This is a genomic window from Bradyrhizobium sp. USDA 4011 (assembly GCF_054063415.1).
Map to the genome: position 1 here is coordinate 96562 of NZ_JBSSGG010000001.1, position 25891 is coordinate 122452.

Genomic DNA, 25891 nt, shown 5'->3' on the forward strand with positions numbered 1-25891 from the left:
GGGTCTCCAAGACTAACCTCGGCAGAATCTTCTCAACTTTATGTGCAACCTCTACAGCATCACCACCAACCAAGCCGCGATCCTGAATCTGTTCCGCGTTGTCAACCGCTACGTTGGCAACCTTGCGCCTATGCCGGGAGTGTTTCCAGACTACCCCGCCCCGGTCGTCCGCAATGTCGGTGACAAGCGCGAGATGGTTCTGATGCGTTGGGGCATGCCGCCTCCACCGCGCACGGGCGGCCCTCCGGTCACCAACATCCGCAACACGTCGTCGCCGCACTGGCGCGGTTGGCTGAAGCCTGAGAACCGCTGCCTGGTGCCGTTCAACAGCTTCGCCGAGTACGCGCCGGAGCCAAACCCCGAGACCAAGAAGAAGGACGTCGTTTGGTTCGCGCTAAACGACGATCAGCCTCCGACGGCCTTCGCTGGCATCTGGACCGAGTTCAAGAGCGAGCGGGGCACAAAGTCCAAGCCAATCCCCGGTCCTCACCTGGTCTATGGTTTCCTGACGACCGAGCCGAACGGAATCGTCGCGCCGATCCACCCAAAGGCCATGCCGGTGATCCTGACCACCGACGAGGAGCGCGACGTCTGGATGCGTGCACCATGGGACGAGGCGAAGATGCTGCAGCGGCCGTTGCCCGACGGAGCGCTCAAGATCGTTGCGCGCGGGTCCGCCAAGGAGGACCCGCCCGCACCTGCCGCCTAACGGCTCCGTGTTTTCTTCGCCGAAGAGCCAAGGCGCCCCTCGACACGCTTGCGGCTGTTGCCAACCTTCTTGACCACCTTTTTCACTGCAGCAGCCGACTTTCCGGTCTTCTTCGCCTCGTAGCGGACCTCATAGTCCTGGCCTCCGGCCACACGGGCCCGGTCCTGCTTGCGACCGCGGGCGGTCTTCTTCACTTTCTTTGCCATTCACACCTCCAAATAAGCCGCAATTTCCTTGCGGCAAATCGGGAACCACAACCCACCCGCATCGGTTCCTAACCTGCATAGCGGGTATAAGTGCTGTCGCGGCGGAGAAGCCGTTGACCCTGGTGCTATGATTAGTGGTGTCGTTCGATTCGAGACCACATCATGAAGAGCAATGCACGACGTAGCCTGCCTCTCCGAACCTCCCGCCCCGCTTATCGCACCCTGAAGGGCTGGGCGATCGGGACCCTCATCGAGTATCACGCGGTGCGCGAGTGCGAACACCACGGCCATGCGATCGACCGTGCAGATCCAGAGGCACGGAACCGGGCCCGCGAGGCAGCTTGGAACCATCCCTTCCCCGGCACGACGCCCGAGCAGAGCCAGGCCGCGATTGATGAAGTGCTCCGCGGCGTCGGCGATACCTGCCCAGAATGCTGACCGACGGACTCCACTTCCCGCGGCCCCTGCCTATATTCGGGTCATTGAGTACAAGTGGAGTTTTTGAGTATGGCCCAGCGCGCCAATTGGAAGGGCTTTTTACGGCTATCGCTTGTCACGTGCCCCGTCGCCTTGTTCCCGGCGACGTCTGAATCCGACAAGATCAGCTTCAACCAGATCAACAAGAACACCGGCCATCGGATCCGTTACCTCAAGGTTGATGCGGACACCGGCGAAGAGGTCGCCAACGAAGACATCATCAAGGGCTATCAGGTCGACAAGGATCAGTATCTTGAGGTCACTAAGGACGAACTCGAGAATATAGCCCTCGAATCCACGCGCACGATCGAGATCGACGAGTTCGTGCCGAAGAAGGAGATCGATGATCTCTACCTCGTCCGCCCCTATTACATTGTGCCTGATGGTAAGGTCGGCCACGACGCCTACGCGGTCATCCGGGAAACTATCCGCTCGCTCGATAAGGTCGCCCTCGCGCGCGTCGTGCTGACCAATCGCGAGCATGTCATAGCGCTGGAGGCCCGCGACAAGGGTCTGGTGGGGATGCTGTTGCGCTATCCCTATGAAGTGCGCGATTCAGGCGAATATTTCGACGACATTCAAGACGTGAAGATCACCAAGGATATGCTGGATCTGGCCAAGCATATCGTCGAGCAGAAGTCGGGACACTTCGAGCCGGATAAATTTGAGGACCACTACGAACACGCGCTGCAGGAGTTGCTGGACCAGAAGCGCAAGGGGCAGCCCATTGCAACTACGAGACAGCCCGCGCCGAGTAACGTCTTCAATTTGATGGACGCCTTGAAGCAGAGCATCCAGGACGGCAGCAAGGCTGCGCCGGCGGCGAAATCCCCCAAGGCGAAGAAGGCTGCGGCCAAGCCGCGACGCAAAGCGGGCTAATGCCTATCCGGCCGTTCGAGCCATGCATTCCGACCGCGGGGACGACCGTGCCGGCCGGCGCAGACTGGCTGCATGAGATCAAGCAGGACGGCTATCGGCTGATTGTCCAACGCGAAGGCAAGGTCGCCCGCCTGTTCACCAAAAACGGCCACGACTGGAGCAAGCGTTTTCCGGTGATTCGTGAGGCCGCGCTGCGCATCCGATGCGACCGCTTTGTCATCGACGGCGAGGCCGTGCTGCTCAGCGTCGACGGCGTTTCTGATTTCAACGGCCTGCACTCACGCAAGCATGACGACGAGGTGCAACTCTACGCCTTCGATGTTCTCGCGCTCGAAGGCGACGATCTGCGCAAGCTGCCGCTGCACCTCCGCAAGACCAACCTCGCCCGCATCCTTGCCCGGCGTGTCGAGGGCATTCACCTTGCACCCTTTGAGCAGGGCGAGATCGGCCCCGCACTTTATCGGCATGCCTGCCTGATGGGCCTCGAAGGCTTGGTCTCGAAACATCGCGACCGCGGCTATACGGCCGGGCGATCGAAGAACTGGATCAAAGTCAAAAACCGAACCCACCCAGCGATGTTGCGGAGGTTCGAATGACCGTGGTCTGCGTCCTCTGTGGCGACTCTGGATGGGTTTGTGAGAATCATCCGGATCGACCGGCATTCGGCGATCGAGCCTGCAAATGCGGAGGTGCGGGCGCACCGTGCAGCAAGTGTAACCAACTCGGCGAGCGCGAGACACCGCGTCTGCCGAAGGGTTTCAAACCGCTCATCGTCAAGAACGGCTGGCGGCATTGATGGCCAGGATCGTGCGACAGCCGCTCGAATTGCGACCGAGGCGGATTCGCTTCTTGACGATCCAGCGCCTATCTTATGTCTCGGTCAGTGGAGTTCCAGCGTATGGCCTCGCCCTCGATTGTTCCGAACGACCGGCTCGACAAGGATTTCTACCTCGTCCTAGAGGACTTTCAGGCCGGTGCAGCGTTCCGCGAGACCGACGAGGACGTCGACTACCGAACCCTGATCAACGACCTGCTCAGCGGCCAATACGAGCAGGTGCTGCGCATCGTGGCGTTCAATCCGGCCGAGGGCTGGTCGAGGGACGCCAGCGAAGACATCGCCCGCGAGCTGGAGCGGAAGATCGCCGAGGGCCGCGTGGTCACCGACGGCCTGAAGGACTTCATCGAAGTCCAGCTCGCCCGCAAGATCGGCGTCCAGCTCGCCCTGCCGTTCGCTAGAATTTATGCGTCGCAGCGGAACTGCGGCTCTTGAGGGCGAAGCCCTTGCCGCTATCGGACGGTGACGTACACGCCGCCCTTGTCGAGCTTTTCGACGGTGTAGTTGATCGGCTGCCCCATCTTGTTGGCCTGATCCAGCGCCTGCTTGTCGTAGCTCGCGCCCGGGCGCGGAACCAGGATGCTGTAGAAGGTGGCCGCGCAGGCGAGTTGATGGTCGTTGCCGCCCTGCTGCCGGACATCCTCGAAGCGATAGACGGTCTTCTCAGGATCGAATGCGGGTGGGATGCCGACTGGAGCTAGGGCTTCGCGAAAGAAGTCAGTGAGCTTCTCGACCACGGAGGTCGACGAGCAGGTGAAGTCGGAGCCGCAGCCAGCCAGGAGCAGCATCGCTGCGATCGAAGCAATCAGACGCATCAAGAAAATCCTTCAGGGGGAGCAATCGGTGGGGTCGGGTAGTATCAACGCGCAGCGCTCGCTACAATTGCCTTTTTGGACGTGCGGCAATGCACATGGGGTCTTTTTCGAGGGCCGCCCATAACCATTGACGGACGGGCAGAACGCTGGTTCGATACACGCCTCAGCTCCTCCAAGGCTGAGAACCCCAACTACCGCAAGACGGCGAGACCTCACCCCATGGCCCCCTGCCCCGAGGTCTCGCTTCGGCGTACTCAGCGCGGAGCGCTCGCTATCCACGCAACACGAGCGCAACGCGGATGTTCGCGGACCGTACTCTGAGACGAGAACGACCCCGGCGCCCACGCACGCCGAGGTCGCCATTCCAAACTCCCGACCGGTGTGTGGGGGGTGTGAGAGCCGGGAGTATTTTCCATGACTCCTGGCGTTGTCACTTGTTCCTTAGCCCGCGTCAGCCTACCCGCAGGTTTTCGGCCGAAGTCTTGCCCGGATTTTCCCGCTCTTCGTAACTAACCTTTGCCCCCTCTTGCGCGTGAGCCCATTCCTGACGATCAAAAAATATGAAACCTGGCATGGGTTCTGACGTTTGCTCGCGCTTGGGAATTCAGGGCCCAGGTTTTGGAATAAACGCCGCCGGGCCCGTATTTCTGAAACCGGCGGCGTACTTTTTGCTTGCCGCGGAACACCGCGGCTTCGATTCATTGGTGCGCCCCGGCCTTGATGGTCTCGATCCGATCGGTCATGCGATCGAGCCGACCGCCGATGTCGCTCTTGAGTTCGCCGAAGCCCGCCTCGAGCCGCCGGATCACGTTCTCAAAGCTCGTCTTGCGGACAAATTCGTCACGCGCCCAGATCTCGACCTGGTAGAGCTTTGCGGCGAGCGTGCGCGCTTCCTCGGCCGCTTCCCGCGCCTCGCGCTTGACCTCGGCCGCCGCGGCCGCAGCCGACGCTGCAGCAGTTGCCGCCGCTCCCGCAGCGGCCTCGGCCTTGGTGATGCGGTCGGAATACCGCGTCCAGAAGCCAATGATCGTCAGTAGCAAGCCAATCGCAGCCGCGATCGCACCCCATGTCACCGCGTCGCTCATTGCGCCTTCTTTCGCTTGAACAGGCTGAAACCGTGCGCCGGCTTTTCCGCCGGCGGCGCGCTCTCGCAGGCAACGCCCTCGACCCGGCCGATGCCCTCGCGAACGTCCTGGTATTGGCAGACGGCGCGACGCAGGCAGGCATTGACCTTTGCCAGCGCCGCGCGGTCGGTTTTCCAGAGCCGCTCGATCTCGCCGCCGTCGAGCTCGCGATCCGGCGGATCGACCGGCGCGCGCTCGCAGGCGGCAACGTCCGCCGGAAGCGCTGGAATGTTCGGCGCGTCCGGAGGCGGAGGCTGCAGTCTGTCGACGCTACCGGACGCCACGCACCCGGCGAGACATGTCGCGAGTAAAACACTTGTTGGGATTAGCTGGCGTTGCATCGATTGCCCCCTGGTTAGACTGGATCTGCGCCTCGGCCGCGGCGGCGCGCCTGGCGTCGCGCTGCTGCAAAGCGTTGGCGAAAATGAGCTGGCGATCCTTCTCGGCGAGGCGCGCCTGCAATTGCGCATTCTGCGCGGCGACCTGCGCCGCCTCGCACTTGGCATCCGCCGAGCTAAAGCCGGCGTTGTAGAGATGCGCACCGCCGGCGATCGCGGCGCCGCCGGCGATGACGGCCAGGCCGCCGGCGAACAGCGCGCCGGCGGCAAAGGGCGAGAGGCTGACGCCGGCGACGCCCGCCAGGCGCATGACGATTGCGACGATCCAGCTCATGCGTGCTTCCCCGCGCGATAGTCAGCCAGGCGGCGCCGCTCGAGCTGGTCGGCGACGAACCAGACCAGGATGCCGACGCCGGCGACGACGACCAGGGCCGCGACGCCGATCGCGATCGCCTGGATCGCGCCAGGCGTGAGACCGAGAGCGCCGACCGCGTCCTTTGCGGCCGAGACCTGCGTCGCGCGGTCTGTGAGCCAGGCGAGCACGCCGGCGCCGCCGAGGCCGGTCGAGCTGCCGAAGATCTTGCCGGCCCATCCCTTGGCTCGATCGGTCAGCGCGATGGTCTGCGAGCCCTCGTCGCGGAGATCCTCGACGGTCGCGCTCGCCCGCGTCTCGGCGACCGGCCGCGGCGCCTGCGGCCTGCCGAGCTCGGCGATCAGTTGGTCGTCGATCGCGGGCGTCAGCGGCAGGCCCCGCGCGTTGCGATAGGCCAGGATCATTCCCTCGGTCCGCCCCTGCGGCGATTGCTCGCCGTCGACCTGGCCGACGTCGTAATAGCCGAGCTCCCGCAGCCGTCCCTGCACATAGGCGACGGCGTCCGGATCGACCGGCGCCGGCGTCGTCGCGAGCTTCGCATGCTCATGCGGATGCGACGTTGCGAGGCCGTGCTCGAATAGCGCCGCCTCGTCGTCGCGGCGGATGCGCAAGCCCTTGCTGTCAGGCCAGAGCCGTTTCATCGAGCGGATCAGGCCAGGGATCTTGGCGAGCTCGCCGCTGCCGATCGCGGCCTTGATCTGCCGCATCTCCGACCAGCGCGGTCCCGGCTTGTTGAAGCCGCCCGCGTCACGGTTGAAGGCGATCGAGAGGATCACGCCTTTGCAATCCGGCGAGAGCTCGTCGAAGCCCCGCAGCAGCCGCCGACAGATCGCCAGATAACGCGGAATGTCGTGGCTCGAGAAAACCTCGAGCGCGACGTCCCAAGGGATATCGACGACGCCGCGCAGCTTGCGCGCCAGCTTTTCCGCCGCCGGCCCTGTGACCCCGCAGCACTTCGCCAGCGCCTTCAACATCGCTTCCGGGATCTTGCCGGACCAGTCGGTCAGGAACTGCCGCTGCGTCGCCTGGCCGACGTCATAGCCGCAGCCGATCGTCACGCCGGACTGTTCGCCAGGCCAAGTCGTGCCGCGCAGATGCTTTGAATACCAGGACGGGCTGGTGACCTCGGCGCTGACGATCAAGTCAAAGGTCGCACGGGAGATTCCATGCAAATCGATAGCGCTCGCAGAAACCGCTGCGTTGGTCATCGTGGGTAATCCTTGTTGTGGAAGTCGAGAGGAAAGGAACGGGCGTTCAGGCCGCTCGTTGACAGCAAAGGATCGAAGGAACGATGACGCCTGAAGATTGCAGGAACCGAGCCGAGCACTGTCGGAACGCCAAAGAGCGGGCCACAGACGACTTCACTCGCCGCTATCTGGCGGCGATGGAGCACGGCTACCGAGTATTGGCAGAGAGTGAGGGCGGCCGCGACAGCGTGGCCTCATCGCCCCAAGCCGGCCTTGACAGTCGAAGCTTGTGATCTAAGTTTTCGACCGGGCAAGGCCCTCCCATATTTTAAGGAATTAATCGACCGTCAAAGGATGACGACGATGACCGACGAAGATTTTGCGTTGTTGCGGACCCATCGCAATAACATCCATCGGTACCGCAGATTGCTCGAAACCCAGCTCTCCGCACTTGAGCGTCAATACGTGGAAAGGCGCCTTTCGGAGGAGCAGACCGCGATAGAAATGCTATCGAGGTCAATACTTCTTCCGGCGCTGGGCGCCGTGAATGTTCCGCGACGGCCATCACCAGCCGCGGCTTAGGCGCTTCCGACAATGTTAGAAGTCGTCTTGACTGACCGCCATAGACGCGGCTGGGAATGGGAGGTTCGCGACCCGTCCGGCAAGATATTACTAGCCGGACGAGAAAAGACGCGACGAGCTGCGAAGTACGCGGGAGATCGGGCCTTATTCCAAATCCTCGCCTCCAATCCGAAATCAATCGACCTGGAGAGACGGACTTAGGAAGACGGCATAGCCGCTCGGTATCTGCCTTTTGTTTGGTCCGGTGGCGCCGGTCACCCCACCTAAACCCAGCGTGACGTTGCATCGCAGCAAAACGCATGCACCTGTGCGGTATCGGACAGACGGACGCTTAGCGATTAGGCAAAATGTGGCGGGGCGTAGCGTGAGGAAAATGCCATGGGATCAGTGTTTCAGCCTGAGCTAATCGAGTTGATGAAAGCAGTCCTCGATGAGGCTGCCGCGACGCTTCCGCAATCCAAGCGCACATCGACGATGATGGCCGATATGGCTTCGCAAATTCTTGCTCGCGCGGCCAAGGGCGAGCGAGACCCACAGGCACTAAAAATGGCCGCCCTGCTAGCCCCGGTCGAGCGTTCCCGCTATTCGCACGACATGTCACCCGAGCGCCGTGAGGTGTGAAAAAGCCAGAACGGAAGCTGGCCCGATCAGACCAGGGCGTTTGCGCGAATTAAGAGCTGGTCGACTTGCGCGTCGGAGAGGCCGACGCCGAGCTCGTCGAAGGCCCGTTTCAGGCCGAGCGTGCTGCAGTAGGCAGGCACCGGCGCCGGCGGATTTAAAAACGCTATGACGGCCGGGTCATCATCCGCGACCTGCTCGGTCACGATCGGCGCCGGTTGCTGGCAAGCGAACCATCCAACGATGGCGCCATCACCGTTTCGCTGTACAAATCCCATGTCATCACTCCAGTGGATCGAACCATCCGCGCGTAAAGCAGCGATATGACGTGCCGGCTGCGGACGATCGCGCGCACACTTGCGCTGACGTGTCCGTCCAAACGCGCAGGTCGGCTGCGTTGCCGGAAGTCGCGGTAGAGGCTTCCAAACCGTTTGCACCGATCGAGTAGCTTGGAGCGTTGTCGGTCAGACCGGTTTCGTGCGTCCACCACGTTGTGTTTTGAGTGCTGTTCCACGCAATGACGTTCAGCAGGGCCTGCACCCTGACACCAGTTGGGCAACTGGCGAGCGCGAACGTCTGCAACGTCGTTCCGATCGTCGTGCTTACATCCAGCGCCGAGCCGGGCCAGAAAAACTCCCTGCCGCGCTGCAAGAGGTTCGAGAAGTTGACGCCGCTATTGAACCACACGACGCCGATGCGGCGGAACAACGTGTATCCGCCAGGCAAGGTCGGCGCGGTGGCGCTCTTGGACATCAGCACATCGACGACCGACGTCGTCGGATTTTTGATGACAAAGACATGGTAGAAACCGTTCGCGAGCGCCCCGGTATCGAGGCAGCCGTTGTTGTTGCCAGCTGCCCAAGCCGCACTAGATTTTGTCAGTGCAGCACTGAGAACGATCATGTCACCAGCGTTTCGATCGCAGGCCACGCCGGCACTGACGCTAAAGGTCGAAATGGCGCCAGGCGAAGTGATCTTCAATCCGGCAAGATAGCCACTGAGGAGGCCTGGAATGCCGAGATTTTTAATCGCAGCCGGCGCGCTTCCAAGATCGGAGAGGTTGTTCGCCGACGAAAGATCACCGGCGCCCGGTTGACCAACACGATTGAAATTCCAGTCGGCGAACGTGCCGGCTCCATTCGTCTTGTCAACGTATAGAATTAACGCGCCGGTCGATGGATCATAGGTGACGACACCCTCCATCCAATTGCCGATCGAACCGTTCGACGATGCGCGCAAACGCGCGCCGTTCAAATAGGACAGGCCCGCCTGGGTCGCGAATAGAGTGCTCCCCAACCCGATCGTTTTTGAAGTCGTGCTTGTCCCTTCGGTCAGGCTCTGGCCGATCAGGAGCCAGTTGCCGGCGGCGAGATCGGTCGCAAACGTGCCCGCGACATGAGGGACGAGGCACTGATAGATGTTTCTGGTCACCGGATGAACGATGACGCTGGCCGGAGGCCCGACAACGTAAGCCGTGCCCGTTGCCCACGTCGCCGTCTGCAGCCACGGCAGCGGCCCCGTCGCGCCTGTATCGCCCTTGGCTGCCAGCAATTGCCAGTACGTCGCATCAGGCGGCGCGTGCCCCGAGCCTGGCGTCGCATTGCTCCAAACGAACGATGAACCGTTCAACGTCGCCACGTCATTGAGGGCGTATGTTTTCGCGGGATCATAAGGCGCCGGCTGTCCGAGCGCCTTGTTGACGCCCTGGTAAACCCACACGCCGCCGGTCCTAAGCCACTCCTTCCCGGTCGACGGCTGCCGCGCGTATTGTCCCTCGTCGCCTTTCGACGGATCGGGCTCCGTTCGATCGGAACGCACGAACACAAAGAAGCCGTCAGTCTCGAGCGCGCCGGTCAGGCGGATGACCTCGGCCGAGCTTTGCGCGCCATTGAAGCGCAGCGGACTGGTCTGCAGGATCTGGTACGTGGTCCCGGCCGACACCGCTGCAAACGGCCACTTGGCGATGACGAGATGGGTGTCATCGGTCACGCCGAGAATGTCGACGCCGGCGAAGCCGTCGACGATCAGCTTATCGAATTGCTGAACGTTCGACGCCCAGAGCGGGCCGCCGGCGCCGGCAACGGAAACGCCGCCGGCGCCGATGGCTACGGTGCCAGTCGCATAGATCAGGTTCGGCATGGATCGGTCTCTCCGAAATCAGCTTGGTGCGAGCGCATCGATCTGCGCCAACAGGTCGAGGATCTGCGGCGGCGCGGCGCCAGCGTCAGGCCGGGCCGGCCAGTTGCGCGCCATCGTCGGCGCGTCAGGCAGATTGGAAAGGCCGCGGAGTGCCTGGCGGAACGCGGCCCATGCATCGCGGTTCGGGACCGGCCGATCCGGCACCATGTATTGATCGGTCGACGCCAGCTCCGCGGAAACCGCGAGCACGACGGCGAGCGCAATCCGCTCGATCAGAAGCGCGCGCTTTTCCACAGCAGGACGCGCGACGATCACGTCCTCCGGCTTCTGAAACGGCCCGACCAGCGCGACGTCGACCATATGCTCGAGCGGATCGATGTCGCGATCGCCTGCGGTCAGCAGGATGCCGTGATCGGGGAAATGGCTCTTGCCGTCGATCGGCTCGGCATTTCCCCACGACCGGATGTAGCCGGTCGCGCTGCAGAAGTGGATAATCGTCATCGCTTTGCCGCCATCACAAACATCGAACCGGATGCGACGCCCCAAAAGCCTGGATTGCTCATCGTCACGCTGACAGGGATCGACATCACGCCGCCCGTTGCCGTGATCTGCACCGACCCCGAAAGCGTCGGAGTGAAAGACACGTTCTGGCCTGAGAATGCATACTGCGAGACCACAGCGCCGTTGAGCGAAGCGGTAAACGTGCACGAGGTCGAGATGCTGCCCGACTCATAGACCACGAGCGGACAATTCAAGTAGAGCGTCATCGTCTTGCCGGCCAACCCGGTCGTGTCGAGGAACAGCGTGGTCCCCACGATGACCGTCGTCGAACCGCCGACGGCGATTGCACTGACGCCCTGCACGATCGGCGTAATGATCGCGTTGTCGCCGATGCTGAGGCTCTTGACGCTGAGCGCGCCGATGACGCCGCTGTCTGACGTGATCGTACCCGTCGCAATGTTGACGGCCGTCACCTGGCCGGCGCCGATCATGCGGGTATAGATGGCACCGTCGAGATAGAGGTTTCCGGACAAGCCGGTTGCCGGCTGGCCGTTGAGTGTGCCGACCGTGAACACAGGAATCGCCGTACCGCCGTTATAGCCAGGGAGCTGGACCTGGAATTTATCGGACTGCACGATGAAGGCGGACCAGTTCGCACCGCCGTCGAGGCGAATGCTGCCGGTCACAACGCCATTGACATTGATTTTGACGCCCCAGCTCGCGCCGACGATGCCGTCGAGCGCCGCAATCGCGCTCGCCTGCTCGGTCACGGAGGCATCGAGGTCGCCGAATTGCGCGGCAACCGTGACCTTGTAATCGGCGAAGGCGGTCTGGGTGTCGTAGGCAATGGTCCGGACGTCGTCGACCGATGCGTTGATGCCATCGGCCGTCACCTGGATCAGGTTCTCGACCTGCTGCAGCTGGTCCCATGCCTGCTGGTTGCCTGCCTGCTTGGCGAGCGTGATCCGCGCCGCGACCTGGCGCATCTGGTCGGACATCGCGGTCTCGAGATCCGCGATGTCCTGCGCGTGCTGCTGCTGCAGGGTCGTAACGGCGTATTTGATGCCCTCTTGCAGCGATTTCAACGCGACCGCGCCATCCGAGATGACAATGGTCGGAGCCTGGAGGTCGACCGTCGAATAGGGACCGCGCAAGGCCGAGTTGACGGCCTGGACGCGCAGCCGGAGTGCCGCGTTCTGCACGACCTGGTCAAACTGGTTCGCCGCGCCCTCATAGACCTGCGCCCAGGACGCGCCGGCGTCATAGGAGACATCGGCAATGTAGTAGAGCGCGCCGGCGGCCGGGAACCAGCTCGCCGACAGCATCGGCTCGGCGGTGCCCTGCCCGAAACTGGCATTGAGGCCGGCAATCAGCGGCACCTTGTCGTTGCTCGGAAACTGCGGGCTCGGCAGCACCGGCGGATTGCCGAGATCGGTGGCATGGACGCGCTGGTCGTCGACGACCAGGCCCAGCGTGCACTGATCGCCATGCGGCGCGCCGTTGAGCACGACGCAAAGCCGCGACTGGTTGTCCCCGCTGCCGATCTCGAACGACGGATCTTCGCCGCCATCCTCGCGGGCCAGGACGGCCCCGAGCGTCGTCGCTTGCGCGGTCTGCGCCGCGGCCAGGCTTCCGGCGTCGAGCACGGCCTGCGATGCGTCCGCGCCCTCCGTGCACAGGATCGGGCCGAACGATTTGCCGTTGGCCTGCCGCAAGCGAATATAGGTCGGGCCGCCGTCCCAGCCAGGCGCGGGATTGAGCGTCAGCGTGCGGCCGGCGACAGCCACAACGGCGCCGCCATAGCCATAAGCCATCGGCAGCGCGGACTGCACCCGCACCACGGAGCCATAAGTGATCGCCCTGCCCTCGTATTCGACGTCGAGCTGCACCGTCTCGCGCCGGTAGATCGATTGCAGGTAGTAGAACGCACATTCGCGGAATGCCTGGTCGCGGTTCACGATGCCGTCGACGCGCTTGGTCTCGGCGGATGTCGCAGTGAACCCAATAGCGTTCGGCGGATACTGGACCTGCGCCGGCAGCCAGGTTTCCTCGTCGAGATATTCGACGATGACGGCGTCGGGATCTTCCTCGCCCAGCATCTGGAACGAGACCTGCATTGAATCCCGCACGATCTCGCGATCGCTCAGCATCATGGTCGGGACGTCGCGCCATTCGTCGCGCACGATCGAGATCGTGTCGCCAAGCCAGAAGTGCCGCGCCCTCGACGGCGTCAGGATCTTGTCGAGCGCATCCGGGACCGCGACCGCTGTCGTAAAGCGATAATCGAACGTGTCGCCGCGGTTGGCGCAGCCGATAGCATGGTTCATGACCGCGTTGAAATCGACCTTTGAGATCGGCAGGCCGGAGCCATATTGCGCGCTGGTCGCGGCGTCGAGAAACGCCCACGCCGGATTGCGCGTCGCCTGCAGCACGAAATTCGCGCCGTTCCACACCAGCAATTTGCGGGTGCCGAGCACGCCGAACTTGTAAGCGCCCTGGGTCGACTGCGAGGCCAGCAGGCGGATCGCGACCGTCGAGACGTCGGGAAACGAATTGTTGCCCTGCAGGAACGCGCGCAGCCCGGCCCATATGGCCTGGTTGCTGCCGAGCTCCGTGCTGAATGCCGCGTCATCGCGGCGAAAGCGCACGGCATAGCGGCCCGGCGGGACGTCGACCTTGCGGCTGTCGCGGATCGGGCTGCTGCTGCCGTACAGGAATACGCCGGAGAACAGCGTCTGGAACGCGCCGATCTGCGCGCCGGCGTCGTTGATCGGGCAATATTCCGCTGTCAGCGGAATGCGGGCGTAGCCGATCTTTGCGCCGTTAGCGCCCTGGTTGAAGGTCGCGCAGCCGCCCGGCAGGACGAAGTCGATCGCGATCGACTGCGCCAGCGTGCCAGGCGGATTGGCCGCGAACGGACCAAGCCAGGCGCCCGATGTCGTAGCGCTCGGCGACACGAAGAAGCCGCCGGCCGTGCCGCTGCCATCGGGCAACTGCTGGCCGGACACCTCGGAGGACTGGTCGACGTTGGTCGGGAACAGCGTGACTGTCGCGCCCGGCTCATAGAACGCGATCTGCGCGCCCGGAAAGGTCTCCGAGATCCCGTTGGTTGAGTCCCACAGGACCGTGTCGTCGACATAGATCGCCTCATATTCCATGCTGCCCATGGTCGGCGACAGCAGCACGTTGAGGTATTGGTCATTGCCGACGAATTCGCCCCAAGGCGTCGCGGCGAAATCCGGATAGTCCTTTACGCGGCCGTACCAGACCGGCAGCGGCTGGCCAAGCTTGGCGACGTTGCCCTGCGCTGCAACCGAATAGATCTGGTCCTGCGTCGCCGACGGCGTATTGGTCGCGCCGGCTTTTGGCGCAACCAGGGCGTTGACGAGCAGCGAGCCGCCGACGCCGATCGCCGCCGTCGTGGCATAGGCGCCAAACGTTCCAGCTCCGAACAGCGCCGGGCCGGCCCAGATGGCGAACGCCGAAACCGCGACCAGCGCGACCAGGCCGATGACCTGCTTGACGGCGTTGCCGCCGCCATTTCCACCGAGCGGATAGGACATGAAGCGAACCGCGTCGGCCGATCCGATACGCCGCGACCGCCAATCCTTGCGCAACACGGCCTCGCCGTTGATCTCGAGGACGGTCGGCAGGCCTTTCTTGAACTGCCAGCCGAATTCCCGATCGCACACAGCCCAGCCGGTCCGCCGCAGGAAAGCCGTGACGGTCTCCCGCGGGCGCGGCTCGGCGCGGCCGGCCTCGAGGCCGGGCATCACGAGGTGCAGCACTGGCTGGCGGGCTTTGCGCCGCGCACGGCGAGCGCGCGGCCGCGGCGCGCCGATCTCCGGCGCCCGCAATCGTTTGACAGATCTGTGCATGTTACCTTGGCTCGAAGAAGGAAAGCTTTTTCCAGCCCATCTGGCGCAGCGCCAGGACGGTCTCGAAGGCAACGCCGGTCTTGCCGTCGCAGTGAATGATGCGCGCCTCGGGCTGCATCCAGACGCCGATATGCGCGGGAAAGCGCAGGCGCGCCATCAGCACCAGGGCGCCGTCAGCAGCCGTCACCAGGCCGCCCGGCCCTTCCGGCGCCTCGCGCCAGAGCGCGCGCTCGGGATGCCCGGCGATCTCCTCGAGCGCCCAGCGCGCGGAAAAACCGTCCGGCACTGTCACTCGCGGCAGCTCGCGGCCGAACAGCTCGCGCTGCACATGGCAGGCGAAATCCCAGCAGTTGCGGGACTGCCAGGCCCACGGCTCGCCGATCAGGGGCGACAGGAATGAGGAGCGATTAATGGGCAAGAGCACGTTACTTTCCAAACGGCTTAGCAGGTAACTGACGGTAGGTCAGCTCATTGAGAAAGAGCGGACGTCGGTCGGCTTGATGACCGCAAGGGGCACTTTTGAGCCATAGCGGAGATCCGCGGTGCATCCGCAGCAGCCAATTTCAGTGGAGCGTCGGAAATCGGACTGACAGATCACTCTTCGGCAATCACCCTGGAACCGAGACTTGGATAGCGTTTTTATCTTGGGAAAGTCCGTCCTCGAACCCTACGGATTAGGAGCCGTAAGTCGGAGTTTGTGTCATGCAACGTCGCCGATCCTTACCGCACAAATTCGAAGATCAGATCGCGGCCGAGAGAGCTAGGCTGAAGGAAAAGATTGCCGATCTTGCGAGTGGTCCCGACAGGGATGCGCTACTTAAAAAGATCAGACAGTTGGACACGGCATCCCACATAAACGAATGGCTTACGTCACCTGGTCTCCGGTCGCCGGAGTAAGACGTCGGTTGGGTTTAGGCGCCGCTTGCCCCTTTGTCCAATAGCTCCCGCAACGTGCCGGTGATCGCCTCGACGGAATACGGCTTCGGCAAAAACCGGCTGCCCTCCGGCAACTCGTAGTCTCGAAGCCTCAGTAGGCCCGAGGTTGCAATGATCTTGATCGGCGGCCAGCGGTTTCGCACCAGGTGGGCTAACCGCAGCCCGTCAATTGAACCCGGCATCTGGATATCCGTGAAGATCACACGAATGTCTGTACGGACTTCCAGCACGGAAATAGCCTCGGCCGCGTTTCCAGCCTCGATCACATCGAAACCGGCGTCCTCGATCATTGCCACGGCATGCCATCGCAGAAGCGTCTCGTCCTCGACAACGAGCACAACCGGGCGACTGCCAGCTAAGTGCTGCATCGGCCCCTACTAAACGTCGAATAATCGCAGATCGCGTTCGAACCTGCATCCAAGCGCAGATTCACCTTGTTCGTATTTTGTCGGAAACCGGACATAGGCGGTGCAAGGGGGCCAATTCGGTTGTTGACTCTTCGTTCCTAGAAGCGCCCATTACATAAGAAGAAGTGGCGGAGCTACGGCAGAGCCGACTTGTATCTGAGTCAATGTCATTGTCGGAAGTCCGACATACCAGGCTCTGACGGACCCCAGCTTTCTGACGGGAAAGCACGCATGACCTTACAGCAAGGCACCTCAGCGTGAATCGGCAGAAGGTCGGCTTAAGATGGAAACCGGACCGACACGGACTGCCGGTACACTTAATGTAACCCGTATCCCGCGCGGAGCGTCCCCTCGGAGCTCGCACCCATCACCCTGCGGTATATCGCCCGACCGACCGGGTACGGATACCGCAGTTGCACGCACCTTCGCCCACGCCGCTCGACAACAGGCTGCTCGCGTCTCTGCCGCCCAGCGAGTTTAGTGCGCTCGCGGTCCATCTGACGACCGTGGTGTTGCCGCAAGGCACTTCTGTGTACGAGGTAGGCACCGAAGTCGAACAGGTCTATTTCCCTCAGTACGGCATGTTTTCGTTCCTCGCGGTAATGCGTGACGGCAAGGCTATCGAAACCGCGACTGTCGGCCGCGAAGGCGTAATTGGCGCAATGGCGGGATTGGGTCTCTACAAATCGCTCGTCCGGGTGAACGTTCAACTGCCAATGACAGCCAGCAGGATCTCGTCAGCCGCTTTCAGGAGGTCGGTCGCCTCAAGCCAAGCGATACGAGACCTCTGCATACGCTATAATGAAGTCCTCTTAACCCAAGCTCGCATTACGGCAGCCTGTAATGCGCTGCATCCAATCGACCAACGTTTTTGCCGTTGGCTATTGCAGTCGGCCGATCGCGCAGCGAGCGATACCATCACGCTGACGCAAGAACTGCTTGCCGATATGCTGGGAGTGCGAAGGACATCTGTGACAGAGGTGGCCCGCAAGATACAGGATCAAGGCATTATCACCTACTCGCGAGGCGTAATTAGAATACTGGACCGCGGCTCCTTGGAGCGAATGTCGTGCGAATGCTATCAGACGCTTGTCGAGCATGAGGCGACCCTGACAAATTGATCGGCGGAAGCGAAAGTTGAGCTGCTCCCCAAACTGACATTCTCGAGCAAGACGGGTACAGGGCTTGAGCAGACTATCGCCAACGAAGGACGAGCCGACCTCTTGCTGGACGTCCCGCCACTAGGGGAGCAGGGACGGAAACTGCACGTAATCGTAATTCTTCGTGGCGCGCGGAAACCGCTTGTTCTGCAGGTTTTTGACCATGACCGTCCCGGTCAGCGATGCCCCGACCATCTGCACGCTGCGCAGCTCGAATTCGATCGGCCCATAGGCCGGCTCGGTCAGGTCGCTGCCGAGGTACTCGCGATAAAGCACCTGGATATATTCCCGCGTCCCCTGCGCCGCGCGGATCTTCGGCACCAACTCGCGGTTGACGTTGTCGATCTTGATTGTGGTCGACGGCGGCTGGCCTTCCTTCTGCTCCGGATAGCTGGCCTGGAACGGACACGCGATGAATGTCACGGTCTCACCGGCGTTGCGCGGCGCGCCCGCCTCGAGCCCAAAGGCCATATCGTCGCCGACATTGGCGACAACCCGCGCCGGAACATCGAATGACGACTGCCATATCTCGAGCGTGTGATAGACGCGCGCGCTCGGCGGACACGACGCATATGCCTCAAGCAAGGCTTCGCTGTGACTCGCCATCAGAGGTCAAACACCATCAGTGTCATGGACACGGCGACATACCTTGTCCCGACCGGAACGTAGGACGGCTTGCCACCCTTGGCGAACTTGCACGGCTTGGGGACATAGGCCGATCCGAGCCAGATGCTCGCCGTGAACCGCCCGCTCCCGTTGCCGATCGTGTCGCGGACCCAAGCCACGAAGACGTCATGCTCGGCAAGCGTCAGGTTGATCGTCTGCACAACCGTTCCGACATTGTCGCCGGGCCGCGGCCGCTCGCGGGTATTGCCGCCATCCATGTCGGTCGCGATCGGATCAAGAAAACGCTTCTGGATCTGGAAGCCGCTTTTCTGCGGTCGATAATTGACCGCCGGCCAGGTCGGGAGGGCCATTGTTTAGCTCCCGAAGCCGCGCTGACGGGATGAGATGGCCTGAGAGATCGGGCCATTCTTCGCAGCGTCGTCCACCATCAGACCGGTGACGGCGTTCTTGAACACGATGTCCACCTGGCTGCCGTTGTTCGTCCGGCTGACGCTGGTCTGCGGATCCGAGCCCGCCGGCGCATTATAGATGTTTACGGTCACGTTGCCGGAGGCGCCGTTGTCGTTCGCGGCTCCGCCGAATCCGCCTGCTGAGACCCCGAGACGGCCGTCGCGACCACGGCGCAGCGGCATGACGGCCTCCTCGCCAGCCTCGCCCATCAGACCGGTGCCGCCGTTCGCCATCGGGAACAGGGTTGGTCGAGTCACGACGCCACCACGCGCGAACGGGATGATGTTGCCGCCGGCGAAGATGTTGCCCCGCGCGCTTGGCGCCAGCGGGCCAAACAGGTTGCTGCCGCCGGCGCCTGGGGTGCCGTAAGTGACACCGCTCGAGCCTAGGAGCGAGCGGAAATTAAGACCGCCGCCGGTCAGGCCGCCGAACGAGCTCTGCAGGCTCCGCATCAGCGGGCCGACCACCAGCAGCTTGACGATCATCTCCTCGATCGCGCGGATCACCAGCTTCGACGTGTCGGAGAACGCCTGGCCGAAGCTCTTGGTCCCGTCGAGCGCGTCGGTGATGCCGGTTACGAGATCGCTGGAGACGGTCGAGGAGACCGATGCAAACGCCGCGTTGGTGCGGAGAGCTGCGGCTTCGACCGAGCCCAGTGCCGTCGCGACATCCGGATAGAGCGTCTTCAGTTGCTGCGCGATCTGGACGTCGTCGGGCGACAAAAGCGAGGTCTGGGAACCGAAGCGGATGTCGTTCTGGATCTGCTTCAGGGCATTCGCCCGCGCCGTCGCCCCAATGGCCTTGGCTTGGGCGTCAATCGCCGCCTTGTCCTGTTCGGTCAGATCCTTGTGGTTGCGAACGGCATCGGTCAGGGCCGTCATCCTGGCCGCGTACTCGGTCGCAGCACCGGCGGACATGCCGATGGTCGCCGTCTGGATCGTAAGCGCGTCGGCCTGCGCCTTGATCTGGAGCGACCCGTCGGCCTGCGCGCGGGCGAGATCCAACTGATCCTTGATCTGCTTCGCCGTCAGGCCGGCGCCGGCTTCTTGGGCGCGCTGGAGTTCGAGCGTCTTCTGCCGGACGCTGTCGAGCACGCTGGCGGACTGGCCCAGCGCCGACATGCGCGCCGACTGGACGCTGGAGGCGATATTGAGTTGCAGAGCCGACGTCGCGCGGCCGGTATCCGCCGGCGAAGCGTTGATCTGGGCGGACTTGGCGCGGATCTGCTCGAGGCCGGCGGCGAGGCGCTCGGCTGGGCTTGCCGCGGCGCCAAGGAAGTCGACCAGGGCGTTCTTCGGCAAGGCCGCAAGCGCGGCGCTGGTCGCCGCGATCGAGCGCTGCAACTGATCCATGCTCTGGCCGACCTTGGCCAGCTTTTGGTCGACGTCCGGAGCCGCGGCCAGGTCCTGGAGCAGTTTCAGTTGGTTCTCGAGATCCTGCGTCTGGCCGATGATCGGCAGCGCGGTCCGGATGGCCTGCTGCTGCGCCAGCGACTGCTGTGCATTCCGGGCATCCTCCGCAGCCGTCTTCTGGCGCTGGAGCGCGGCGGTGAGCTTGTCGACCTGCGCCTGGGCGGCGGCAATTGCAGCGGGATCCGCGATATACCCCTGCAGCAAACCGGTATCCGGGTCGACAGTTCGCCCTCCGGTCTTCTGAAGGAGGTCGAGCTTGCGCTTGGCGGCATCCAGTTGCGCGTCGAGGCCCTGTATCGGGTTCAGGACGTTGTAGATGCTCTTGCCGATCGAGTCCCAGGCGTTCGAAACAGCGTTACCGAGTGCCGTCCATGCGGTCCGTGTCGTCGAAACGGTGTTCGCAACATCGACCAGGCTCGATTTGACAGCGGTGGCCAGCACCTGCTGGGCGGCATAAGCCTTGTTCTGGGCGACGAGATCCGAGATGTTCTGCTTCGTCGCGGCATCCAAGAAGCCGAGGCGCTGATTGAGGTCTTCCGCCCCCTTCACCGGATCGGAGAAGGCGTCGGCAAGCATCTTCGCCGCTTCCGTGGCGTCTGTGCCGTAGATCGTCGCGATGTCTTTGCCCATCTTGACGATCGGCAAGATGTTGTCGTTGGCGATCTTGCCGGTCTGCGCCAGCGCTGCGGCGAACGACCGTGCCTCCGCTTCGGAAAACCCAGATCTCGACGCGCCGGCGCTAGCGATCGAGTTGATGCTGCCCGGCGTGGCTCCGCTGGCGCGCCCGGCGCCGAGGAGCGATCGGTTTACCTCCGACTGCTTGTCCTGAAACGAGATCAGCGCCGCGACGCCAAGCCCGATCGCGCCGGCGATGCCGCCCCAGACGACCCGGCCGACGCTGAGCAGGCCGAGGAACTTCGAACCGATTACGCCGGCGAAGTCCGTGATGCTCGCCTTGGACGACTGGAATATCTGGAAGACCTGGCCGCCCTGCTGCGCCAGGATCATGAACGGCGACTGACCGAGCGCGAGGCCGGTGAGAACGTCGTTCAGTTGATAGGACAGATTGACGAGTTCGCCAGAGGCGACACGGCCGGTGGTGCTCGCGTTCTTCAGCTGCTGCTGGACGTCGGTGAGACGCTTCGCCAGCATCACCTGCGCCTGCTCGTACTCTCCGGTCGAGATGTATCCGTCGGCCAGCAGCTTCTTGTACGAAGCCATCTCGGCGCCGAGGCGCTGGAACTCGGTCTCGAGCGGCGCGATCTTGGCGCGCAGTTGCTCCGCGGCGGCGGTCATCTTCTGCTCGGCCGCGATAGCCTCATCGAACTCGGCGGCCATGGCGGCGCCGGCGGCGTCGATCTCCATGAACGCGGCGGCCGACTCCCGGGCCGATTTGGTGACCTGGTCGTAGCCATAGGTCTGCGCGACCGACTGCTGGGTGCTTGCAGCGATATGGGCAGCCCGAGCCTGCTCGATCTGGTCGAGCCGCTGCACCTGTGCGGCAAGCGCCTCATAGGTCGCGCCCTTCGACGTTGCCGGGGCGCCGCCGCCACCAAGCGCCTCCGTCAAACTGCGCTGGAAATTGGAGCCGGCCTGCTCCGCGCGCATCCGCGCGACGTCCTCCAGCTGCCGCAGGTTGGCGTCGAACACGCCCGCGGCGTCCTTCGCCGATTTCGCGGTACCGGCGATCATGAGCCGGTCGAGATCCTGCGAGAACGCCGCTCCGGCTTCCGCCGCCTTGCTCCGCGCGATGCCTTCGAGGCCGCCGTACTGGGCAAGGAAGGCGTCAGCGCTTTCCTGCGCTGATTTGGTCTCGCCACCGATGCCAAACTGCGAGTTGATCGCCGCCTGGGACCGCTGAGCCACCGTCAATTGCTCGATCGCTGCAGCCGCGCGCGCCGCGACCTCGGCATGGACTGAATATTGCCCGTTCAGCCGGCCGACGGCGCCCGAAATCGAGACGAAACCCTTCTCAGCGAGCGACGCGGCATCGGCGGTGAGGCCGAATTTCTGATAAGCCGCGTCCAGGAGCAGATTGACGCGATCGAGACCCATGCCGCGGTCTGCGGCGTTGCCGATCCGGCGAATGATTGCCTCGAACTGGGCGCCTGCGCCGTAACCATCCAGCAGCGCCTTGCTGACCGAGGTCATGCCGCCCGGGATCTTGGCCAGCGCGGCGTCCGACTGCGCCAGAGCCGCATTGCGAGCCTTGTCGCTCGCAATCATCTTGTTGTCGGCGTCGACCTTCTGCTGCGCGCCCCGGACATAGCCCGAGGCGTCGAAGTCAGAACTGACCCGGAGTGACGACAGCGCTACTCCCGCCATATGCGTGTCCTCCCTCTCTGATCCGCTTACGTTCTTCCTCTGCTTCCTTCTCCTGATCGGCCTTGCGCTGGACGTGCTCGAGATATTCCTCGTCCAAGGCAGTCACGAATGCCAGGAAGAGCTCGAACTCCATGCCGCTGACCTTGTAGCGGCGCGCATAGGTATCGATGGAGAGGAAGGAGATCGGCGACTGGCCGCCCATGGCGCCGTATTGCCGATCGTATTGAAGTGCCCGCCATGCCCGGAGATAGGTCTCGGACCAGGCGGGCCATTTTGCGTCGCGCGGCCGCCGCGCCTGCGCGACGAGCTCTTCGGCGTCACGGTCTTCTTCGGCGAGCTCGACGAGCCACTCGTCTACGCCCTTCTGCTCAAGATCGTAGCGAAGGGCGGCCCTCAGTTTTTTGCGGCGACCGTCGTGTATCGGACTTCGCGGACACCGACTTGGCTTGCCGCCAGATAAACCGACCACCGCACCTTTCGGAAATCCTCGTCAGTCAGGATCTTCTGCGCGGTCTCTTGGCTAAATGGCACGTCGAGGCCGTCCCAGCCCATGAGCAGGTGCTCGACGGCGAGCCGTCCCATCACCTCAGCATTCACGTCTTCCGGAATCGGATCGCCGTCGTACTTCGCGCTCAGTTCCCTGACCTCGGCGTCGCGCGCAGTCTTGAACTCGGGGAAGTTCGTGGACCGTACGAACCAGCGGATGTTGGGGTCGAGATCCTTCGCTTTGATCCAGTCGCCTTCGTGCTCCTTCTGACGATCTGCGGCCAGGGACTCGAGAACTACTACCTTCTTGGGGGATGTCATTTGGTGTCACCTTGGTGAGCAAGGGAAGCCTGGCGGGGTGCCAGGGGGTGAACCAGCGATCATGAGGACACCAATCCTCTACCGGCACCGACCGGTCCTGATCGCTGATATCTCGGGGACGCCGCGCGCACGCGCGACGTTGTTGATTGGTAAATCGGCGTGCGGTTGGCGCTATTCGACGTACTCGAAGCGATCGAGCAGGATGTGCGCGTTGGTCGCGATGTCCTGCGAGGCCTGGTAGTCGAAGTCGGCCATGACCTGCGTGTTCTTGGCCGTGGCCTGCGGGTTGCCGCCACCGCGGTAAAGAGCCCGCGGCACTTGCCATATCAGCGCTTGGCCGTTCTTCTGAGCCCGCGAGTTGATGTTGCGCGGGGTGCCGTTGCGGAAGGCCTGCACCTCGGCCAGGCTGCCGAAATAGGTGGTCAGCTTGCCGGTGACGGTGCATTCGCCGTCGTCGATCGCAACCGGTGCGTCCGAGTCGACGGCATCCAGCGCCTGCAGATTGTTGTTGATCTGCACCGAAAAGCCCTTCGCCCAGTTCGGCGATCCGAGTTGCGCCTGATTGACGCCAAGACGGCCGACGTTGGCATTCGCCGCCATCACGACGCCGGTGCTCACGGGATCCGGAGACGCGTCGAGCGTGACGGTATCCTCGTCACCGCCGAGACCCAAGAAATCCGCGGACCACTTCAGTTTGTCGCCGCTCTGCATGTCCACGTTGAAGGTGTTCACGCGCATGCCGAGGTACTTGATGAACGCCGGCGTCTGCATGCCGAGGAACCCCTTCTCGATCGTCATCGAGTTGGGCGTAACGCCGTTCTTGATCTGGTCGCCGACGAAGACCCAGACCGTCTTGCCGGCACCGGCATCGGCCGCCCACCCCGACGGCAGGTTGTCCAGCGTCAGCTTGTTGGCGGCGATCGCGCTGATGCGGGCATAAGCCGCGGCGCGCGGCTTGGCGCCGGCTGCCACCAGGAACGCAAAAGTCGTGGTGTCCGCGCCGCCACCGACCTTGACCCACTGCCCCACGGTAAGATTGAGCGTCGTGAAGTCGAGAGCCGTCGAACCCAGACCATCCACGAGCGCCGTGATGTCGCCGGCCGCACCAGCGAAGCCGACGACCTTCAAGCGCGCTGTGGCGGGAGGAGCAGCTTCGGCGACCATGCCGGTGCCGCCACCGATCGTGGTGCCGGTCGAAGCCGTCGCCTTGAACACCTGGTTGTTAGCGGCCTGGCCGAAGCCGTTCGCCCGAACCAGCATGCCGGCCTTGACGTCGGTACCGTTGGCGACCACGGCGTACGTGGCCGGCGTCGTGCCGGCGTCGGTGATGACGCTGTCCGGGGTGCCATCATTGAAGAACACCGGGGTGTTGACCCAGCCATTCTCGAACGCCGACATGATGAGCTCAGACAGCGGCGAGAGATCGTCGGGGAAGGAGATCTCGCCATTGATGCCGCCGTTGGTCGTCTCGTTCGTCTTGATCGCGTCGCCGAGCATGCGGTCATCGCGGATCTCTTCCGAGTCAACGTAGACAGGCGCCAACGAAAGGGACTCGCCGGTCATCCTGACCTTGCGCATGCGCGGCGTCGTCGGGGTGACGCCGGGCGTGATCTCCCGAACGAGAGCGAGTTGCGTACGGTTGGATGAGGTCACGGCGTTCTCCCAATGAAAAAGGCGCCCGATGAGGCGCCTTGCGTGAGGTCAGCGATGGATGGGGTGAGTTACTTCTCGGAGGTCGCTGGGGTGGCCGGCCGGCTCACCTCAAGCTTGTTCGGGGGCACCTCCGCCGCCACAGACGTCGGCAGCGCTACAGCCTCGCCGCGCTCCTTAATGAAGCCGCGGGCCTTCAGTGTCTCGATCGAGTGCGGCTCGAGATGATCATCGGAGCGCACCACGTTGCAGCGCTCGTCATCGGGCCTGAAGCGCCGGTTCACGGTATTGAAGGGCTTGAGAACGTCGTGCTCGTCCATTCGAGTCTCCTATTCCGCCTCGATCAGGCGCCATTCGATGCTGACGGACATCAGGTAATAGTTCGCGTTCTCCGCACCGGGATCGCCCGCGCCCATGTCGGCATCCAAGAACTCGAGCCGGTCATTGAGCATCGTCTTGCCGCGGAACATATTGGCAAGGCCCTTCGCGATGCGCCGCGCCTCACGCGAGCCGATGCCGCGAGGCGTGAAGACGTGAAACCAGATGGTGCCGTCTTCATCCCAGCGGTTGTCGCCGGCGTCGATGCCGCCGCCTATCGACTGCTGGCCGTAAAGCTGGCTGTTCAGGATGACGAGGACCCAGCTCTTGATCTCTCCGCTGGGAGAGCCATCCCCTTCGTTTTCATAGACCAGCGGCGCAACGCTGAAATCCCAGTTGCCAATGACCGGAGCGTTGGTATCGACATCGACGTAGCCGAGATAGTCACGAATGGCGTCGAATACCTCGTCGTACGGCAGATCCATCAGGAGACCTTCATCGTCAGAACGAGCGCCGGATACGTCATCTGCGCTCCCGCCATAGTGTCTTTCCGCAGCTTTGTCCGCGCGAACGGTCGATAGCCGCGGCGAAAGTGCCCCTTGAGGATGTAGCCACCTGGCAACGTGATCATCGTGCGCTTCGCCGTGATGAAGTTGCCAAATCTCGCCATAACCGCCTTGCGGACATCTTCAACAACACCGGGCGGCACCGACATCCGCATGTGACCGACGTCGATTTTCCGGCTGTAGGGCTGGTTGTTGGTGAGGATGACCGTCGAGTTGATCGGTATCTCGTCGAAGCTCTTCACGACGCCACCTGGCGTCATGATGAACCAAGCCCGCTTGTAACGGCCCGACTTCTCAGGCGACCGCTCGACCGCGGTTTGCAGCGCGAACTCGACGATCTCACGCCACCAATGGAAGACGTAGAGGATCGGGCCCGGCGGAACGACTGTTTCCTCCGCGGCGCCGAGACTTCCGTTCACGTAGCGATCGTAGCGCTCAGATCCCTCTCCGGATTGAATGACGGCCGCCAGTTCCTGCCTCGCGAATGCGGCCAACTCCTTTGCGATGTTCTCTGGCGCCATCCCCGCCGTGGCGAGTTTCAGATCGCGCTCGAAGGTCGAGATGCGGGCCAT

The 25891-nt window shown here is 63.1% G+C and carries 28 protein-coding genes; 7 read left to right on the forward strand and 21 right to left on the reverse strand.

The window, feature by feature from the left end; all coding sequences use genetic code 11:
- The first annotated feature begins 40 nt into the window (after positions 1-40).
- Complete coding sequence (locus tag ACVW1C_RS00395; protein ID WP_456756677.1) at positions 41-709, forward strand: SOS response-associated peptidase; 669 nt, start codon at positions 41-43, stop codon at positions 707-709.
- Here ACVW1C_RS00395 and ACVW1C_RS00400 read toward each other — a convergent pair.
- Positions 706-915 (reverse strand): DUF3606 domain-containing protein, encoded by a 210-nt coding sequence (locus ACVW1C_RS00400; RefSeq protein ID WP_456756678.1) that lies wholly within the window; start codon positions 913-915, stop codon positions 706-708. The two genes, ACVW1C_RS00395 and ACVW1C_RS00400, sit on opposite strands and share 4 nt — an antisense overlap.
- A 162-nt stretch (positions 916-1077) precedes the next feature.
- Between ACVW1C_RS00400 and ACVW1C_RS00405 the strand changes: the two genes are divergently transcribed.
- The 4 genes from ACVW1C_RS00405 to ACVW1C_RS00420 all read left to right on the forward strand — a co-directional run bounded on the left by ACVW1C_RS00405 (position 1078) and on the right by ACVW1C_RS00420 (position 3541).
- Positions 1078-1353, forward strand: coding sequence for a hypothetical protein (locus tag ACVW1C_RS00405; RefSeq protein ID WP_456756679.1), 276 nt, complete (start codon positions 1078-1080; stop codon positions 1351-1353).
- 69 nt (positions 1354-1422) lie between these two features.
- Positions 1423-2271 (forward strand): non-homologous end joining protein Ku, encoded by an 849-nt coding sequence (ku, locus tag ACVW1C_RS00410; RefSeq protein ID WP_456756680.1) that lies wholly within the window; start codon positions 1423-1425, stop codon positions 2269-2271.
- Between the two features lie 47 nt (positions 2272-2318).
- Positions 2319-2867, forward strand: a complete 549-nt coding sequence (locus ACVW1C_RS00415) for an ATP-dependent DNA ligase (protein WP_456756681.1) — start codon at positions 2319-2321, stop codon at positions 2865-2867.
- Positions 2868-3169: 302 nt separating this feature from the next.
- Positions 3170-3541 carry a hypothetical protein gene (locus ACVW1C_RS00420; protein ID WP_456756682.1) on the forward strand — a complete coding sequence of 124 codons (372 nt, stop codon included), beginning with the start codon at positions 3170-3172 and terminating at the stop codon, positions 3539-3541.
- Between the two features lie 17 nt (positions 3542-3558).
- Here the strand turns inward: ACVW1C_RS00420 and ACVW1C_RS00425 are convergent, their stop codons facing one another.
- From ACVW1C_RS00425 to ACVW1C_RS00445, 5 genes are all read right to left on the reverse strand, one after another.
- A complete protein-coding gene (locus ACVW1C_RS00425; protein WP_456756683.1) occupies positions 3559-3921 on the reverse strand; it encodes a hypothetical protein in 363 nt (120 codons plus the stop codon).
- Between the two features lie 698 nt (positions 3922-4619).
- Positions 4620-5006, reverse strand: a complete 387-nt coding sequence (locus ACVW1C_RS00430) for a hypothetical protein (RefSeq protein ID WP_456756684.1) — start codon at positions 5004-5006, stop codon at positions 4620-4622.
- Positions 5003-5329 carry a hypothetical protein gene (locus ACVW1C_RS00435; RefSeq protein WP_456756685.1) on the reverse strand — a complete coding sequence of 109 codons (327 nt, stop codon included), beginning with the start codon at positions 5327-5329 and terminating at the stop codon, positions 5003-5005. The genes ACVW1C_RS00430 and ACVW1C_RS00435 overlap by 4 nt, the downstream gene beginning before the upstream one ends.
- The gene (locus ACVW1C_RS00440) at positions 5316-5717 is read right to left on the reverse strand and encodes a hypothetical protein (RefSeq protein WP_456756686.1); all 402 of its coding nucleotides are present in this window, start codon (positions 5715-5717) and stop codon (positions 5316-5318) included. The genes ACVW1C_RS00435 and ACVW1C_RS00440 overlap by 14 nt, the downstream gene beginning before the upstream one ends.
- Positions 5714-6964 carry a peptidoglycan-binding protein gene (locus ACVW1C_RS00445; protein ID WP_456756687.1) on the reverse strand — a complete coding sequence of 417 codons (1251 nt, stop codon included), beginning with the start codon at positions 6962-6964 and terminating at the stop codon, positions 5714-5716. The genes ACVW1C_RS00440 and ACVW1C_RS00445 overlap by 4 nt, the downstream gene beginning before the upstream one ends.
- A 939-nt stretch (positions 6965-7903) precedes the next feature.
- On the opposite strand from ACVW1C_RS00445, the gene ACVW1C_RS00450 reads away from it, so the two are divergent.
- Entirely contained in the window at positions 7904-8146 is a 243-nt protein-coding gene (locus ACVW1C_RS00450) for a hypothetical protein (RefSeq protein WP_456756688.1), read from the forward strand.
- A 26-nt stretch (positions 8147-8172) separates the two neighbouring features.
- On the opposite strand, the gene ACVW1C_RS00455 is transcribed toward ACVW1C_RS00450, so the two are convergent.
- From ACVW1C_RS00455 to ACVW1C_RS00480, 6 genes are all read right to left on the reverse strand, one after another.
- Positions 8173-8421: a hypothetical protein gene (locus tag ACVW1C_RS00455; protein WP_456756689.1), complete on the reverse strand. Its 249-nt coding sequence runs from the start codon at positions 8419-8421 to the stop codon at positions 8173-8175.
- A gap of 4 nt (positions 8422-8425) precedes the next feature.
- Positions 8426-10282 (reverse strand): hypothetical protein, encoded by a 1857-nt coding sequence (locus ACVW1C_RS00460; protein WP_456756690.1) that lies wholly within the window; start codon positions 10280-10282, stop codon positions 8426-8428.
- An 18-nt stretch (positions 10283-10300) separates the two neighbouring features.
- Complete coding sequence (locus ACVW1C_RS00465; RefSeq protein WP_456756691.1) at positions 10301-10783, reverse strand: phage tail assembly chaperone; 483 nt, start codon at positions 10781-10783, stop codon at positions 10301-10303.
- A complete protein-coding gene (locus tag ACVW1C_RS00470) occupies positions 10780-14661 on the reverse strand; it encodes a host specificity factor TipJ family phage tail protein (protein WP_456756692.1) in 3882 nt (1293 codons plus the stop codon). The genes ACVW1C_RS00465 and ACVW1C_RS00470 overlap by 4 nt, the downstream gene beginning before the upstream one ends.
- A 1-nt stretch (position 14662) precedes the next feature.
- The gene (locus tag ACVW1C_RS00475) at positions 14663-15085 is read right to left on the reverse strand and encodes a hypothetical protein (protein ID WP_456756693.1); all 423 of its coding nucleotides are present in this window, start codon (positions 15083-15085) and stop codon (positions 14663-14665) included.
- A 487-nt stretch (positions 15086-15572) separates the two neighbouring features.
- Positions 15573-15965 carry a response regulator gene (locus ACVW1C_RS00480; RefSeq protein ID WP_456756694.1) on the reverse strand — a complete coding sequence of 131 codons (393 nt, stop codon included), beginning with the start codon at positions 15963-15965 and terminating at the stop codon, positions 15573-15575.
- Positions 15966-16417: 452 nt separating this feature from the next.
- Between ACVW1C_RS00480 and ACVW1C_RS00485 the strand changes: the two genes are divergently transcribed.
- On the forward strand, positions 16418-17125 hold the full coding sequence (locus ACVW1C_RS00485; RefSeq protein WP_456756695.1) for a Crp/Fnr family transcriptional regulator: 708 nt from the start codon (positions 16418-16420) through the stop codon (positions 17123-17125).
- Positions 17126-17245: 120 nt separating this feature from the next.
- Here ACVW1C_RS00485 and ACVW1C_RS00490 read toward each other — a convergent pair whose 3' ends face one another.
- The 9 genes from ACVW1C_RS00490 to ACVW1C_RS00530 form a co-directional block, all read right to left on the reverse strand.
- Positions 17246-17770: a DUF1833 family protein gene (locus tag ACVW1C_RS00490; protein ID WP_456756696.1), complete on the reverse strand. Its 525-nt coding sequence runs from the start codon at positions 17768-17770 to the stop codon at positions 17246-17248.
- Entirely contained in the window at positions 17770-18141 is a 372-nt protein-coding gene (locus tag ACVW1C_RS00495) for a hypothetical protein (RefSeq protein WP_456756697.1), read from the reverse strand. The genes ACVW1C_RS00490 and ACVW1C_RS00495 overlap by 1 nt, the downstream gene beginning before the upstream one ends.
- A gap of 3 nt (positions 18142-18144) precedes the next feature.
- The gene (locus tag ACVW1C_RS00500; RefSeq protein WP_456756698.1) at positions 18145-21978 is read right to left on the reverse strand and encodes a phage tail length tape measure family protein; all 3834 of its coding nucleotides are present in this window, start codon (positions 21976-21978) and stop codon (positions 18145-18147) included.
- Positions 21938-22447 (reverse strand): phage tail assembly chaperone, encoded by a 510-nt coding sequence (locus ACVW1C_RS00505; protein ID WP_456756699.1) that lies wholly within the window; start codon positions 22445-22447, stop codon positions 21938-21940. The genes ACVW1C_RS00500 and ACVW1C_RS00505 overlap by 41 nt, the downstream gene beginning before the upstream one ends.
- Positions 22372-22785, reverse strand: a complete 414-nt coding sequence (locus ACVW1C_RS00510) for a hypothetical protein (protein WP_456756700.1) — start codon at positions 22783-22785, stop codon at positions 22372-22374. The genes ACVW1C_RS00505 and ACVW1C_RS00510 overlap by 76 nt, the downstream gene beginning before the upstream one ends.
- 171 nt (positions 22786-22956) lie before the next feature.
- Entirely contained in the window at positions 22957-24438 is a 1482-nt protein-coding gene (locus ACVW1C_RS00515) for a phage tail tube protein (protein ID WP_456756701.1), read from the reverse strand.
- A gap of 68 nt (positions 24439-24506) precedes the next feature.
- Positions 24507-24755, reverse strand: coding sequence for a hypothetical protein (locus ACVW1C_RS00520; RefSeq protein WP_092114341.1), 249 nt, complete (start codon positions 24753-24755; stop codon positions 24507-24509).
- A gap of 9 nt (positions 24756-24764) precedes the next feature.
- Complete coding sequence (locus tag ACVW1C_RS00525) at positions 24765-25238, reverse strand: phage tail terminator-like protein (RefSeq protein ID WP_173642708.1); 474 nt, start codon at positions 25236-25238, stop codon at positions 24765-24767.
- Entirely contained in the window at positions 25238-25891 is a 654-nt protein-coding gene (locus ACVW1C_RS00530) for a hypothetical protein (protein WP_456756702.1), read from the reverse strand. Before ACVW1C_RS00530 ends, ACVW1C_RS00525 begins: the two co-directional genes overlap by 1 nt.